This window comes from Promicromonospora iranensis (genome assembly GCF_028994775.1).
GTDB classification, from domain to species: Bacteria; Actinomycetota; Actinomycetes; order Actinomycetales; family Cellulomonadaceae; genus Promicromonospora; species Promicromonospora iranensis_A.
Genome location: NZ_JAJQMN010000001.1, coordinates 462,495 through 476,190, shown reverse-complemented (window position 1 = coordinate 476,190; position 13,696 = coordinate 462,495). Strand labels below are relative to the sequence as shown.

Annotated in this window: 12 protein-coding genes; 4 read left to right on the top strand and 8 right to left on the bottom strand. The window is 71.3% G+C overall.

Going from position 1 to position 13,696, the window contains the following annotated elements:
* The first annotated feature begins 27 nt into the window (after positions 1–27).
* The gene (locus LUU90_RS02160) at positions 28–402 is read left to right on the top strand and encodes a DUF2200 domain-containing protein (protein WP_275001594.1); all 375 of its coding nucleotides are present in this window, start codon (positions 28–30) and stop codon (positions 400–402) included.
* Positions 403–664: 262 nt separating this feature from the next.
* Complete coding sequence (locus tag LUU90_RS02155; protein WP_275001593.1) at positions 665–1,993, top strand: family 43 glycosylhydrolase; 1,329 nt, start codon at positions 665–667, stop codon at positions 1,991–1,993.
* Positions 1,994–2,122: 129 nt separating this feature from the next.
* Here the strand turns inward: LUU90_RS02155 and LUU90_RS02150 are convergent, their stop codons facing one another.
* The 4 genes from LUU90_RS02150 to LUU90_RS02135 form a co-directional block, all read right to left on the bottom strand.
* The gene (locus LUU90_RS02150) at positions 2,123–3,754 is read right to left on the bottom strand and encodes a hypothetical protein (protein WP_275001592.1); all 1,632 of its coding nucleotides are present in this window, start codon (positions 3,752–3,754) and stop codon (positions 2,123–2,125) included.
* An 89-nt stretch (positions 3,755–3,843) separates the two neighbouring features.
* Positions 3,844–4,854 carry a carbohydrate ABC transporter permease gene (locus LUU90_RS02145; protein WP_275001591.1) on the bottom strand — a complete coding sequence of 337 codons (1,011 nt, stop codon included), beginning with the start codon at positions 4,852–4,854 and terminating at the stop codon, positions 3,844–3,846.
* Positions 4,851–5,801, bottom strand: a complete 951-nt coding sequence (locus tag LUU90_RS02140; RefSeq protein WP_275001590.1) for an ABC transporter permease — start codon at positions 5,799–5,801, stop codon at positions 4,851–4,853. Before LUU90_RS02140 ends, LUU90_RS02145 begins: the two co-directional genes overlap by 4 nt.
* On the bottom strand, positions 5,794–6,960 hold the full coding sequence (locus tag LUU90_RS02135; protein WP_275001589.1) for a Gfo/Idh/MocA family protein: 1,167 nt from the start codon (positions 6,958–6,960) through the stop codon (positions 5,794–5,796). The genes LUU90_RS02140 and LUU90_RS02135 overlap by 8 nt, the downstream gene beginning before the upstream one ends.
* A gap of 166 nt (positions 6,961–7,126) precedes the next feature.
* Between LUU90_RS02135 and LUU90_RS02130 the strand changes: the two genes are divergently transcribed.
* On the top strand, positions 7,127–8,233 hold the full coding sequence (locus LUU90_RS02130) for a LacI family DNA-binding transcriptional regulator (protein ID WP_275001588.1): 1,107 nt from the start codon (positions 7,127–7,129) through the stop codon (positions 8,231–8,233).
* A gap of 66 nt (positions 8,234–8,299) precedes the next feature.
* Here the strand turns inward: LUU90_RS02130 and LUU90_RS02125 are convergent, their stop codons facing one another.
* The 4 genes from LUU90_RS02125 to LUU90_RS02110 all read right to left on the bottom strand — a co-directional run bounded on the left by LUU90_RS02125 (position 8,300) and on the right by LUU90_RS02110 (position 12,810).
* Positions 8,300–9,820, bottom strand: a complete 1,521-nt coding sequence (locus LUU90_RS02125) for a lipase maturation factor family protein (RefSeq protein ID WP_275001587.1) — start codon at positions 9,818–9,820, stop codon at positions 8,300–8,302.
* Positions 9,821–9,900: 80 nt separating this feature from the next.
* Positions 9,901–10,857 (bottom strand): TIGR03885 family FMN-dependent LLM class oxidoreductase, encoded by a 957-nt coding sequence (locus tag LUU90_RS02120; RefSeq protein ID WP_275001586.1) that lies wholly within the window; start codon positions 10,855–10,857, stop codon positions 9,901–9,903.
* On the bottom strand, positions 10,854–12,578 hold the full coding sequence (locus LUU90_RS02115; protein ID WP_275001585.1) for an alpha-amylase family protein: 1,725 nt from the start codon (positions 12,576–12,578) through the stop codon (positions 10,854–10,856). Before LUU90_RS02115 ends, LUU90_RS02120 begins: the two co-directional genes overlap by 4 nt.
* A 10-nt stretch (positions 12,579–12,588) precedes the next feature.
* A complete protein-coding gene (locus LUU90_RS02110) occupies positions 12,589–12,810 on the bottom strand; it encodes a hypothetical protein (RefSeq protein ID WP_275001584.1) in 222 nt (73 codons plus the stop codon).
* A 136-nt stretch (positions 12,811–12,946) separates the two neighbouring features.
* Here LUU90_RS02110 and LUU90_RS02105 point away from each other — a divergent pair, with 136 nt between their 5' ends.
* Entirely contained in the window at positions 12,947–13,594 is a 648-nt protein-coding gene (locus LUU90_RS02105) for a cytochrome b (RefSeq protein ID WP_275001583.1), read from the top strand.
* The last annotated feature ends 102 nt before the right edge of the window (positions 13,595–13,696 follow it).

Sequence of the window (13,696 nt, the reverse complement as noted above, 5' to 3'; positions counted from 1 at the left end):
GTCACCGAGCTCGGTTAGGGTCGCCAGATGGCGCACCATCGGATCTTCGGGACCAGCTTTGCGAGCATCTATCTGCTCTACGTGCGGAAGGTGGAGCGCAAGGACCGCACCAGGGCTGAGGTGGATCAGGTGATCTCCTGGCTCACGGGCTACGACGACGCCGGCCTGCAGCAGGCCGTCGCGAGCGAGGTCGACTTCGAGACGTTCTTTGCCGAGGCCCCCGCGATGAACCCGGAAGCTGCTCTGATCAAGGGCGTCATCTGCGGATACCGGGTGGAGGAGATCGAGGATCCGCTGATGCAGAAGATCCGCTACCTGGACAAGCTGGTCGACGAGCTGGCGCGCGGCAAGAAGATGGCATCGATTCTGCGCGGCAGCGACCCGACGGCCGTCCGGCCGTGAGCAGGACGTCCCGTTGGCCGCGATTTCGGTCGGTTGCACGGCACGGAAACTGACTTCGGTCGCTTGCTCTGAGATCGGTCGTTCGATTGACCGATCTCAGAGCAACCGACCGAAGTCGGAACGGGCACTTTGCAACGGACCGAAGTCGGGACGTCGCCTGGGGCACGAAACCTTTCTGTCGCGTCTTGAGCGTTGGAGTCCTGCTGGTTAGCGTCTCGTCCGACAGACGGCACCGGCGCCGCGTGGGTGGAGGGCATGACTGATGACCGGCTTCGAGCGCGAGTTCCCTGTCGACCGACGGTCGGTCCCGGGGACGGCGGAGGGAGGGGCGGCGCCCGCAGCAGCGGGCGATGCCGCGGCGCCGCGCCGAGATCCCGGGAGCTACCCGTCGAACTGGCCCGACCCCGAGTTCTACGGCGCGGCGGACAACCGACTGGATCTCTGGCCGCGCGACGACAACTCCTTCATCCTGCCGCTGGAGCTGCGCCCTCGTGACAAGGAGCACGGCCGGGTCTGGATCCGGGACACCTACGTGAACTGCTTCGTCGTCGACGGTCGGCCGGTGTACGTCGCGACGGGGACCACCCGGTCGCCCGGGCTTCCGGCGGCCGGCCCGTGGAACGACGGCATCTTCATGTGGGTGGCCTCCTCACTGCGCGGGCCCTGGAAGCTGGTCGACACGACGGGTATCCGGCCCGACGCTGAGAAGGGCAAGGTCTGGTCGCCCGAGTTCGTCGGTGAGAACCGGCCCGGGCGCACCGTCGTGGCACCGTGGCAGGAGTACTGGTACGACGACGGCCAGTTCGGCAAGCGCGGCAACGCCTGGGCGCCCGAGGTGCACTACTTCCGGGGCACCTGGTACATCGTCGCCTGCATGGGCGACCACTCCCGCAAGGTGGGCTCGTTCATGCTCGTGAGCGAGGGCGGTGTCGAGGGCCCGTACCGGCTCGTCGAGGGCAACGTCGCCAAGCCGTTCGGCGAGCCGTTCATCGGCGGCCCAGGCTTCATCGCGCCGGGCGCCTACCACCACATCGACGGCAGCCTCTACTCCGAGGGTGACGACGCGTGGCTGGTGCTGCACAACGACCTCTACGCGAAGTTCCGGGATGACATGGAGGACATCGTCCCCACCACGAACCTGCCGAGGTTCCAGCAGACGCCCTACTCGCCCGAGCCCTACCTGGAGGGCGCGTACGTGTTCAAGCACGGCGGCCGGTACTACCTCGTGCACGCCGCGTGGAACCGCTCGTCGACCAACCCCGACGGCAGCACCCGGAACGCGTACGACCGGCCCGCTCCCGGGCGGGTGGAGTACCAGTACGACGCCGTGGTCGCCGTGTCCGACCATTTCGAGGGCCCGTACGGCGAGCGCTGGACCGTCGGCGTCGGCGCGGGTCACAACAACTTCTTCCTCGACCGCGGCGGCCGGCCGTGGGCGACGTGCTTCCGCAACCCGGCGGCGGGGTACTGGTCCGACCCGTCACGCGTGGACGACGCCGCGGTGGCCGGCGTGGTGCGGCTGGAATGGACGGGCCAGGAGGGTAGCCGCCTGTACGTCCGGCGCAGGGACGGTCGCGGCCCTCGGGCGTAGGCCCGGCTCACGCCCGCCACCGCCCCCGAACCCGTCCTCGCTGGTCGAACCGGCCACCGCTGGTCGAACTTGTCGAGACCCCGCACGAGGTCTCGACAAGCTCGACCGACGGGCACGGTCGCGCGCGGCTCAGCCCTCGCGGGCCGCCAGCGCCTCCTCGTACTCGTCGCGGATCTTGTCCCCGCCGCCCTTCGCCCACGCCTCGGCGGCGTCCGCCCAGGCGGTCACGGGCTGGCGCCCGGCGAGGATGTCCGACTCCACCGACGCGAGCTTCTCGCCGAGCTGGCTGCCCCGCCGGCTGGCCGTGTCGCTGAACAGCCCCTGCACGGGGTTGCGTACAGCGGTCGGCACGACGGCGGCCTGCGCGTCGTGCTCGGCCTGCGCGACGTCGGGGTCGCCGGCCTGGAAGTTCACCCATGGGCCCTCGACGATGTACTTGAGGCCGAGCTGGATCTCGGTGCTGCCCTTCTCGGTGAGGACCGGGTCGGTGCCGTCCAGCTCGTGGTGCACACCCTCGATCCCGTAGGTGCGGAACAGATGCTCCTCGCTGCCGAACGGGGCGGCGAGGTAGTTGAGCACGTCGAGCAGGGCCTCGGCACGGCCCGCGGACTTCGAGCTGATCGCCGTGATGTTCTGGATGGGTGCGCCCAGGTGGATGCCCGCCATTCCGCCGCCGTCCGCGAGCGGTGGCTGGACCACGGAGAGGCGGAACTGGTCGTCGATCGGGTAGTTCGAGAAGTCCGGCCAGGCGCTGAACGTGTCGTCGAGCAGCCGGACGGTGCCGTTCACGAGCCAGGTCTTGCGCTGCGGCTGTGTGGCGGGGACACCGTCGGGGTGAACGAGGCCGTCGGCCACGAGGCGGCGTCCGGCCTCGAGTGCCTCCTGCTGACGCTCGTGCAGGTTGGCGCTCGTGAGCTCGCCGCCCTGCTCGGACCAGCCGTTGGGGATCTCGTACATCTGGCGCAGGAACCCCAGCGGGACGCGGCCCAGCGCCCATGTGTTCCCGCCCGACAGGTCCGTGCAGAGCGCGTGGAACTCCTCGAACGAGGTGACCTGCGGGTCGATGCCCTCGGCCTCGAAGAAGTCCTGCCGTGCGTACATCACCATGCTCTGTGCGGGCCCGCGGGGGACCGGGACGGCGAAGATCTTGCCGCCGTAGACGCAGGACTGCCAGCTCTCGGTCGGGATGTTCGCCAGGAACGGGTACTTCCTCACCGCGTCGCCGGAGAGCAGCTCGGTCAGATCGGTGGCCCGTTCGGACAGCAGGCCCGGCAGGCCGGGCACCTCGCCGGGGAACATCTCGAAGAGGTCCGGCAGCTGGTCGCCCGCGACCGTGGTCTGGAAGCGATCGGTGAAGTCGCCGGCGGGCGTGAGCGCGATGGTCAGGGCGAACCCGAGCCGTTCGTGCAGCTCCTGCCAGTAGGCGTTGTTCTCGACGGATGGCGGCACCGGCGTGTTGGTCAGACCGAAGACGCCGATGTCCTTGCCGTCCCCGGGCTGACCCTCGGTCACCTTCTTCGGGTCGGCCGGGTACCTCAGCATGGTGTCGGGCACGCCGCCGGTGCCCTTGATGTCCATGGGGACGCCGTCGTACGGGATGTAGGTGGGTAGGACTACCGAGCTGTTGCCGGCCGGCGCACCGCCACCGCGGCCCTCGTTGCTGCAGCCGGCCAGGCCGAGCAGCGCGAACGCGCCCAGCCCCATGCCTCCCTTCAGGAGGTTGCGCCGGGTGACCGTACGGTCTCTCAGAAAGCTGTTCATGACTACTCCTCGTCGAGTGGTGCAGGTGCAGGTGCAGGTGCGGTTACGGCTGCGGGGGCCGGGCGAGGGCTGGGCGGGTGCCGGCGGCGTCAGCCCTTGACGGCGCCGGTGAGCATGCCCTGGGCGAAGTGGCGCTGCAGGAATGGGTAGACGATGAGCACCGGGACCACGGAGACCACGAGGATCGCCATCTGCAACGAGGTCTGCGGTGGCATGGCGGCGGCGTCGATGCCCAGGTCCTGGGAACCGAGCTGCGCCCCGTCGACGACGTAGGTGCGCAGCACCAGCTGCAGCGGCCACTTGCTCGCGTCCGACATGTAGAGCAGGGCGTTGAAGAACGCGTTCCAGTAGCCGACGCCGTAGAACAGGCCGACGACGGCGAGCACCGGCTTGGACAGCGGCAGGCCGATCCGCCAGAAGAGCTGCCACTCGCTGGCGCCGTCGATCCGTGCGGCGTCGATGACCTCGGCCGGGAGCCGCACGAAGAACGCCCGGACGACCACCACGTTGAAGGCAGAGACCGACGTCGGGACGATCAGCGCCCACAGGCTGTCCAGCAGCCCGAGCCGCTGCACCACGAGGTAGCTCGGTATGATCCCCGGGCTGAACAACAGGCTGATCAGCACCAGGAGCAGCATCGCGCGGACGCCGAACGCGCCCCGCCGGCTCAACGCCCAGCCGAGCGTCGTCGTCAGGGCCAGGCTGAGCGCCGTACCGACGGTCGTGACGATCACGCTGATCCACAGCGCCTGCGTGACGACGCCGCCGGCGAAGATCATCCGGTAGGCGCTCAGGTCGATCCCTGTCGGCAGGAGCACGAAGCCGCCGGCTTCCGTCACCTGCTCTGGCGTGGCGAGGCTGGTGGAGACGATGCCGACGAACGGCAGGATCACGAGCGCGCAGGCGATGGTCAGCACGATGCCCTTGATGGTGCGCTCGGAGAGGCCGGGCATCGCCACCCCGTCGACCACGGTGCGGCGCTTCGCCGGACCGGTGGTGACGCGCGTGGTGGCGCTCTTCCTCGCGCCGGGCGTCGCGCCCGGCTTCGTGACCGGCTTCCCGCCCGGCTCCGTGCCAGGTTTCGTGTCGGTGTCGCTCATGCTCGGTAGACCCCTTCCTCGCCGAAGGCGTGGGCGGTCTTGTTCGCGACGAGCACCAGGATCAGCCCGATCAGGCCCTTGACGAGCCCGACGGCCGCCGCGACGCCCCAGAAACCGCCGACGACGCCCTGGTTGTACACGTAGGTGTCCAGTACCTCGGAGACGCCGAGGCCGACGGCTTCCTGCTGGAGGATGAGCTGCTCGAAGCCGACGCTCAGCGAGTCACCGAGCTTGAGGATGAGCAACATGATGATGATCGGCCGCATTCCCGGCAGCGTGATGTGCCAGGTCTGGCGCCAGCGCGACGCCCCGTCGACCGCTGACGCCTCGTAGAGCGACCTGTCGATCCCCGCCAGCACCGCGAGGAAGAGGATGGTCGCCCACCCGGTGTCCTTCCAGACGACCTGCGACGTGATCAGCGCGTAGAAGGCGTCGGAGTTGCCGATGATGTCGACGGGTTCCCACCCGTGCGACCGCAGGAAGTTGTTGAGCAGCCCGGCCCCGCCGAGCACCTGCTGGAAGACCGCCACGACGATCACCCAGGACAGGAAGTGCGGCAGGTAGAGGATCGACTGCACGACCTGACGTACCCGGTTGGAGACCAGGCTGTGCAGCAGCAGGGCCAGGACGATCGGCGCGGGGAAGACGAAGATCGTCTGCAGCAGCGTGATGACCAGGGTGTTGCGCAGCGCGCTCAGGAACGCCGGGTCGCCGGAGAACAGGATCTGGAAGTTCTCCAGACCGACCCACAGACTGCGGCCGATGCCGAGATAGGGCTGATAGTCCTGGAAGGCTATGACGTTGCCGCCCAGCGCCAGGTACTGGAAGACGATGATGACGGCCATGCCGGGCAGGGCCAGGAGGAGCACCGCCCGGTCGCGCACCAGCCGCCGCCACCAGGGCAGCTTGTGCGCCCTGAGCGGCGCCGCGGTCGCGGTCTCAGCCATGGAGGGACTCCTCGACGGTGGGCACGGTGCTCTGCGCGGTGGCCGACCCAGCGCCACGGAACCGGGCCGTGGCGGACACCGCGTCTCCGCCGTGCAGCGCGGAGGCGAACGGGTCGTCCGGGGTGAGCTCGGACCGCAGGACGGTCCGGCCGGAGACCGCCGAGCGGTACATGCCGGTGATCAGCTCGAGGGACCGACGGCCGTCCGGTCCGCTCGCGCGCGGACGCTCCCGGCGCTCGAAGGAGTCGACCAGCGAGGCGAGCTGGGCGGCGTGCGAGCTGTCCAGGTCGTCCAGGGGTGGCCAGCCGGCGACCCGCTGGGCGTCGTCGACGTGCGGGGCCGGCGTCCAGCACCAGTCGGCGTTGCCGTACCCGTAGAGGTGCTCGACCTCGACCGTCGCGTCCGTGAGGTCGAAGCGCAGATAGCTCGTCTCGCGCGGGGAGAGCAGGCTGTTCACGACGGAGCACACCGCGCCCGACTCGAACCGCACCATCGCCAGCGAGACGTCCTCGGTCTGCACGTCGCGGGCGAGAGTGGCCATCTGGGCGGTGACGCTGTGCCAGTCGCCGAGGAGCGAGAGCAGCAGGTCCATCTGGTGGATCCCGTGGCCCATCGTCGGGCCACCGCCCTCCGTGTCCCACCGGCCCCGCCACGGGACGTCGAAGTAGGCGGGTGCGCGGTACCAGAGGGTGTGGCAGACGGCGACCAGCGGGTGGCCCAGCGAACCGTCCTCGAGCTGGCCGCGGAAGCGTTCCGCGCCGCTGCCGAACCGGTGCTGGAAGACATAGGTCGCGTACGGCCCGCCGTCGCGCTCGTGCGCCGCTATCTCGTCGTACTCGGCCAGCGACAGGGCGGGCGGCTTCTCGCACCACACCCAGGCGCCGGCGTCGAGGGCGGCGACAGCGCTGTCACGATGATTGCCCGGCGGGGTCGCGATGACCACCAGGTCGGGACGCTCCTCGTGGAGCATCGTGTCCAGGTCCGTGTACCGGCCCGGCACCGACCACTCGTCCGCCGTCCGGGCGAGGGCCTCGGCGTCGACGTCCACGAGGGCGACCATCTCGGCACGGTCGCCGAGCTCGGCCAGGGCGGGCAGATGCCTGCCGCGTGCGATACCGCCGGTGCCGACGACGGCGGCCCGGAGGGGTGGGGATGGCATTTTCACGCGCTGCTCCGTTGCAGAGTGATCGATCACACTTTCCGGGATACCGTAGAAGGTGATCGATCACTTCGCAAGGTCCCCTCGCCCGGGACCGCTCCGGGGTGGCATGTCAGAATGGCCGCGTGCTGCACGGACGCGGAGCCATGACCAGCGAGGACGGGGCATGACGAAGCAGACCTCGACACAGGACCAGACCCCGACACAGGACCAGGGCTCGACGACGGACCAGACGACGGACCAGGCCCCGGCGCCGAACCGGCGCGCGACGATCTGGGAGGTCGCGAAAGTCGCCGGCGTCTCCCACCAGACGGTCTCGCGCTACCTCCGCAACGACGCGAAGATGAGGCCGGAGACCGTGGCCCGGATCAGCGCGGCCGTGCAGGAGCTCGACTACCGCCCGAACCTGAGTGCCCGGTCGATGCGCACGCGCCGTAGCGGTCGCGTCGCCGTCCTGCTGCCCGCCGTGGCGACCTACGGCCCGCCGCAGATCCTCAGCGGCGTCATGGAGATCGCCCACGAGCACGGGTACACGATCGAGGCGTTCAGCGTCGAGGGCACGTCCGCCGACCGGTTCGAGCGGGTCCTCGAGATCGCGGACTCGGGCCAGGTCGAGGGTGTCCTCGCGCTCGCGCCGCTCCCGCCCGAGTCCGAGCACCGCTTCCCGGACCGCGCGGCGATCGTGGTGTCCGCCGACTACGACGACGAGTTCCGCGGCGTGGGCGAGCTCGCCGACGGCTCGCCGGTCGCCGAGCTGGTCGAACGCCTCGCCGATCTGGGCCACCGGCGGTTCCTGCACGTCACCGGCTCGCTGGACTTCGCCTCCGCACGCGGACGCCGGGACGTGTTCGTGGAGACGGTCGAAGGCCTCGGGCTCGGCCCCGCGCTCGTCCACGAGGGCGACTGGTCGCCGGAGGAGGGGCGCGCGGCGGTGCTCGCCCTGCCGGAGCGGGACCACGCGACCGCCGTGATCGCGGCCAGCGACCCCGTCGCTGCTGGGGTGGTGCAGGGCGCGCGCGAGCGTGGCTGGTCCATCCCGGCGGACCTCAGCGTGACGGGCTGGGACAACAACCTGCTCGGCGGCTACCTGCAGCCGACGCTCACCACCGTGCAGGTGGACCACCGCAAGCTCGGCCGGTCGGCCATGGCCCGGCTGGTCGCGACGCTCCGGCAGGAGCCGGACCCGCGGCCGACGGCGTCGGAGGGCCCGCTGAACACGATCATCTGGCGGGACTCGACGGGGCCGGTCGGAGCGGGGCGCGGGAGCGAGTAGCGCAGACGTGCCGACCTCTCGTCTGCTCGCGACAGGCCAGGCGCCCTGCGGCGCCCCGGTCGAGGTTCACCGGCCGCCTGGCCGCTCGTCCGGCAGCACCACCGGGTCCACCGCGAGCTGGAGCCGTTCCCGCACCCACCAGTCGCCGGTGCGGCGGCGCTCCTCGGGCGTGGTGTACCGGTAGTGGTGCAGGACGGCGCGGACGGCGCGCGGCGGCCGGCCGTCGAACGGATCGTGGCCCAGCAGCCGCAGGACCGCGGGGTCGGCCTCCAGCAGGCGGCGCAGGAACACGGTGAACCAGCGGGCGGAGTGGCCGAGCGGCAGGAACCACATGAGCCAGTCCAGGCGCAGGTGGTAGGGCGCGACCTGGGGCGGACGCCGGTCCACGGGGCCGGGCTTGCCCCGGAACACGTACTCGACCCAGTCGTCCGGGCCGGGCTCCTCCGCCAGCGTGCCTTCCACGGTGATCTCGTCCCGGCGCCGGGTGATCGAGCCGAACGCACCGTAGGCGTTGACCAGCCGGAACGGCTCGAAGCTCGCATTCATCCGCTGGTGGTGTGATGCGAGGTTCAGGGCCGGCCGCACCGAGAGCACGAGCAGCAGCAGGGCCACGGCGCTGACCACCACCACGAAGGTGAGCGGCGCGGCGGGCTCGGGGAGCACGGCGGGCGTGGCGGCGTTTCCCGCGGAAGTCGCCGCGCCGCCGTCGGGCACCCCGAGGAGGCCGGCCAGCCAGGCCCACGTGCCGTCGTCGACCACGCCGAGGGCGAGGACGATGGTGGCCCAGTTGAGCCAGGCGAAGTTGCCGGTGATGACGAGCCAGCCCTGGGTGAGGACGAACGCCAGGGCGGCGACGGAGGGAAACGGCTGGGGGAGGAGCAGCAGCCACGGGAGGAGGAGCTGGGTGACGTGGGTCCCCGCCACCTCGAACCGGTGCCACCAGCGCGGCAGGTGGTGGGCGTGCCAGGAGAACGGGCCGGGCAGCGGCTGCGTCTCGTGGTGGTAGTCCAGGGCGGTGAGGTCACGCCAGGCGGTGTCGCCGCGCCACTTGATCAGACCGGCGCCGAGCTCCAGGCGGAACAGCAGCCAGCGCACGGCGAAGATCATCAGGAGGGGCACGCCCACGGCGTCGGACCCGAGGAACGCGACCAGGAAGCCGGCCTCGCACAGCAGGGTCTCCCAGCCGAAGGCGTAGAAGGTCTGCCCGACGTTGACCAGCGACAGGTAGAGCCACCACAGCACGAGGAACACGAGCGCGGGCACCCACCACGGCCCGGCCTGCGGCAGCCCGACGGCGACGCTCGCGCCCAGCAGCACACCGCACCAGGCGACGGTCATGAGCAGCCGGTCGGAGTACCGCAGGCCGCGCAGGCGGAACAGGGAGGGCCCGTCGCGCCAGTGCGTGCGCGCGACGAACCTCGGCACGGGCGCGATGCCGTGCTCGCCGAGCAGCGGCCGGAACTGGCGCAGCGCTCCCCAGAAGGCGAGCGCGTACAGCACGCCGAAGCCGCGCTGGAGGATCGTGCGCGCGACGTCGTAGTCCGCGCTCGACCACCAGCCGAGCCAGTCGGGCAGCGTGCCTGCCATGGCGCCACATTAACCAGGTGGGGCCTCACTCCCCACCCGGGCGCCGGTCGGTGCCGCGGGCCGAGAGCGAGGCCGTGCAGTCAGCGAAGCGCGGGTAGGACGTGCTCGCCGAACGCCTCGATGAACGCGTCCTGGTGCTTGCCCACGTGGTGCAGGTAGAGGCGGTCGGCTCCGGCATCGCGCAGGGCGGCCAGGTGCGCCGTCAGCTCGCCGAGGTCGGCGGAGACCAGCACCGCGCGCCGGACGTCCGCCACCCCCACGTCGCTGGCCAGGGCGTCGAACTCCGCCGTCGTCCGGGTGTCCGCGGCGATCTCAGGCGGACCGGTGAGCGTGTGCCACTGGTCCAGCGCGATCGCCTCCGCCTCCTCGACGGTCGGTGCCCACGAGAGGTGCACCTGGACGGCCACCTCGCCCGTGCCCCCGGCCTCGCGGTACGCCTCGATCATCTGGCGCAGCTCCTCGACGGGCTTGTTCACGGTGACCAGACCGTCCGCCCAGGCGGCGTGGCGGCGTGCCGTGGCGACGGTGAGCGCCGGGAGCACCAGCAGCGGCTGGATGTCGGGCAGCGTCCAGAGCCGGGCCTCGCGCGCGACGACGAGGCCCGAGTGGTCCACCTCCGTACCACGCAGGAGCGCGCGGATCACCTCAACGGACTCCGCCAGGCGGGCGTCCCGCTCGTCCTTCGGCGGCCACGGGTCCCCGGTCACGTGCTCGTTGAGGTTCTCGCCCGAGCCGAGGGCCACCCAGAACCGGCCCGGGAACATGGCGCCGAGGGTCGCGATGGCCTGCGCCACGATGACCGGGTGATAGCGCTGGCCGGGCGCGCAGACCGTGCCGAACGACAGACCGGTGGTCGCGAGCGCCGCCCCGAGCCACGGCCACGAGAGCCCGGACTCGCCCTGCCGCTCGCTCCAGGGGGCGAGGTGGTCGGAGCACATGGCGGCGTCGAACCCGGCGTCCTGGGCGAGCCGGGCCACGCGCAGCCCTTCGGCCGGGTGGAGCTGCTCGTGGGAGACGTGGAAGCCGACGGTGGTCATCCGTCCTCCTTGGTGCCGGAGCTCTTCTCGGCCGACTCGACGGCGGCGTCGACGGCCGACTCGACCGCCGAGTTGCCGACCGCGTCGCCGTCGACCGTGCGCCGCAGCCACCTGTAGCCGTAGGCGGCGATCGGGATGCGCCCGTCGGCCTCCACGGCCGCGTAGTCCTGGTCCACGTGCACGTCGACGTAGCGGGCGAGACCTGCCTCCAGGGCGGAGACCTCGTCGGCCGGCAGCCTGGCGACCACGTCCTCGTCGGCGAGGTTGGCCAGCAGGAGCACGCTGGACTCCTCGACCTGGTACCGCAGCGCCAGGACGGACGGTACGTCCACGTCCCACGGCTCCGGGCGGGTCCGGCCGAGCTCGCTCAGGCCGAGCCGGGCGCGCACGAGCCCGCCCACCCGGTGCAGCAGGGAGCCGTCGCGCACGCTCTGCTCGTCCACGCTCACGCGGTCGGGGCCGTAGGGGCCGGTGACCACGGGTGCCTGGAACTGGTCCGGTGCGGCGTTCGAGAAGCCCGCGGTCGGCGTCGTCGACCATTGCATCGGCGTGCGGGTGGCCTCGCGCTCGGGCCGGTCGAGGTCGTCGCCCATCCCGATCTCGTCGCCGTACCGCAGCACCGGGGGCCCGGGCAGCGAGAGCGTGACGGCGTGCGCGAGCGCGATGCGGCGGGGGTCGCCGTCGAGCATGGGTGCCAGGCGGCGCCGGATGCCGCGCCCGTAGACCCGCATCGACTCCTCGGGGGCGAAGGTGTCGAGCACCTCCGTGCGCTCGTCGTCCGCGAGCTGGGCCAGGTTCAGCTCGTCGTTGTTGCGCAGCCAGTGCGCGTACGTGGCGCCGTCCGGCGGGGCAGGCTGGCTGCGCAGCGCCCGCTCCAGCGGCTCGGCCTGGCCACGGGCCAGGGCGAGGAAGAGGTGGTTGTTCGACCAGAAGTCGAGCAGCATCGTCATGCCCTGGCCGTCGGCCCCGAAGTAGTGGGCGTACTCGTCGGGGGCGACGTCCACCTCGCCGAGGAGCACCGCTCCCGTGCGCTGCCCGGACACGGCGGCCTGCAGGTCGCGCACGAGCCACTGCCCGTCGGTGTCGGGCCGGGCGGCCCTGGCCCGTTCGAGCATCATCGGGACGGCGTCCACCCGGAAGCCCGAGACGCCCATGCGCAGCCAGAACGCCACGATGCGGTACAGCTCGTCGCGGACGCGCGGGTTGTCGAGCGCCAGGTCGGGCTCGTGCGAGTAGAACGCGTGCCGGTAGAACTGCTGCGCCTCCTCGTCCCAGGTCCACGTCTTCGGCTCGACGTCGGGGAACATCGGCTTGATGTCGTTGTTCGGCTCGTCGGCCCAGATGTAGTACTCGCGGTACGGGGAGTTCCGGTCCTGCCGTGCCTCCTGGAACCAGCGGTGCTGGTCGGAGGTGTGCTGGGTGATCAGCTCGACGAGGACGTCCAGGCCGAGGTCCTCGGCGGCCTCGAGCAGGTGGGCCATGTCGGCCAGGTCGCCCAGGCGGGGGTCGACGGCGAGGTGGTCGGTCACGTCGTAGCCGCCGTCGCGGAAGGGCGAGGCGTAGAAGGGGAGCAGCCAGATGCACGTGGCACCGAGCCCGCGCAGATAGTGCAGGCGTTCGGTGACGCCACGCAGGTCGCCCCAGCCGTCATCGTTCGAGTCGGCGAAGAGCCGGGTGTCGAGCTGGTAGATGATCGCGTCGGAGTGCCAGGAGGAACGCATCCGGGCCCCCTCAGCTCTCGGAGCGAGAGCTGTCGGGGCCGGCGCTCCCTCCGGTGCGGGGGTTCAGTTCTTCGGGGTCCGAGTCCGGGTCGGTGCCCGGTCCTGGGTCCTGGTGAGGGTCCTCGTGCGTTCCGGCCGCGGCCCCCGTGCGCGGGTTGAGCTGTTCCGGGTCGCTGTCCGGGTCCTGGGCGGGGTCGTAGCCGGGCTGGTCGGTCGTGGGCTCGTCGGTCATCGTCGTCTCCTGTCCGGTGGGCCGGGCCGGTTCTGGACCGCTGGCATCCTCTCGCACCGTGTCACGGGACAGGTCTGCTCGCACTCCGCCCGGACGCGGCTGGACGGCGGCGCCGATCTGCGGTGAGGTAGCGCGCATGAGGTGGCGCAACGGCGAGCACGGGTACGGCATCGTCACGAAGGTCCTGCACTGGTCGACCGTCGCGCTGCTGCTCGGCCAGCTCGCCGTCGGGTACGTGATGGACGACAAGGCCGACGTGCCCGACGTCGACTGCGACCCACCCGGCGAGGGCCGCGGCGGGGGCGACACGTCCGACGCCGAGGAGGAACGCCTCGACGCGCTCGAGGACCGGTGCGAGCAGGCGCAGGAGGTCCGCGAGGAGGGCGCCGAGGACGCCGTCGGCTCGGCATGGTCCGACCTGTGGGCCGGAGACCTGTTCGGCGGCGAGCTCACGCTCCCCGGCTGGCACGTCCTGCTCGGGCTCGCGATCGTCGCGATCGGCGTGGCCCGGGTCGTATGGCGCCGCGCGACGCCGCTGCCGCCCTGGGACCCGCGGCTCACCGCTACCGACCGCGTGGTGCTCCACTGGGCCGAGCGCACCCTGCTCGCGCTGCTCTTCGTCGTCCCGGCGACCGGGATCGCGCTCGTGGTCGGCAGCGAGGACCTCGTGGCGCTCCACATCGCCGCCCACGTGTGCTTCTACGTCGCGCTGGTCGCGCACGTCGGCGTGGTCGTCCGACGGCGGGTCGTCAGCCGGATGCTCGTCTCACCGCGGGGACACTGACTCACCGCGGGGACACTGATGCACCGCGGGGACACTGATGCACCGGGGAGCGCTGACTCACCGGGACCACTGACTCACCGGGGACCACTGACCCGCACGGCC

What these genes read in the sequence shown, in the direction of transcription:
- LUU90_RS02160 (WP_275001594.1), top strand. Translation starts at nt 28, where the DNA reads ATGGCGCACCATCGGATCTTCGGGACCAGCTTTGCGAGCATCTATCTG.
- LUU90_RS02155 (WP_275001593.1), top strand. Translation starts at nt 665, where the DNA reads ATGACCGGCTTCGAGCGCGAGTTCCCTGTCGACCGACGGTCGGTCCCG.
- LUU90_RS02150 (WP_275001592.1), bottom strand. Translation starts at nt 3,754, where the DNA reads ATGAACAGCTTTCTGAGAGACCGTACGGTCACCCGGCGCAACCTCCTG.
- LUU90_RS02145 (WP_275001591.1), bottom strand. Translation starts at nt 4,854, where the DNA reads ATGAGCGACACCGACACGAAACCTGGCACGGAGCCGGGCGGGAAGCCG.
- LUU90_RS02140 (WP_275001590.1), bottom strand. Translation starts at nt 5,801, where the DNA reads ATGGCTGAGACCGCGACCGCGGCGCCGCTCAGGGCGCACAAGCTGCCC.
- LUU90_RS02135 (WP_275001589.1), bottom strand. Translation starts at nt 6,960, where the DNA reads ATGCCATCCCCACCCCTCCGGGCCGCCGTCGTCGGCACCGGCGGTATC.
- LUU90_RS02130 (WP_275001588.1), top strand. Translation starts at nt 7,127, where the DNA reads ATGACGAAGCAGACCTCGACACAGGACCAGACCCCGACACAGGACCAG.
- LUU90_RS02125 (WP_275001587.1), bottom strand. Translation starts at nt 9,820, where the DNA reads ATGGCAGGCACGCTGCCCGACTGGCTCGGCTGGTGGTCGAGCGCGGAC.
- LUU90_RS02120 (WP_275001586.1), bottom strand. Translation starts at nt 10,857, where the DNA reads ATGACCACCGTCGGCTTCCACGTCTCCCACGAGCAGCTCCACCCGGCC.
- LUU90_RS02115 (WP_275001585.1), bottom strand. Translation starts at nt 12,578, where the DNA reads ATGCGTTCCTCCTGGCACTCCGACGCGATCATCTACCAGCTCGACACC.
- LUU90_RS02110 (WP_275001584.1), bottom strand. Translation starts at nt 12,810, where the DNA reads ATGACCGACGAGCCCACGACCGACCAGCCCGGCTACGACCCCGCCCAG.
- LUU90_RS02105 (WP_275001583.1), top strand. Translation starts at nt 12,947, where the DNA reads ATGAGGTGGCGCAACGGCGAGCACGGGTACGGCATCGTCACGAAGGTC.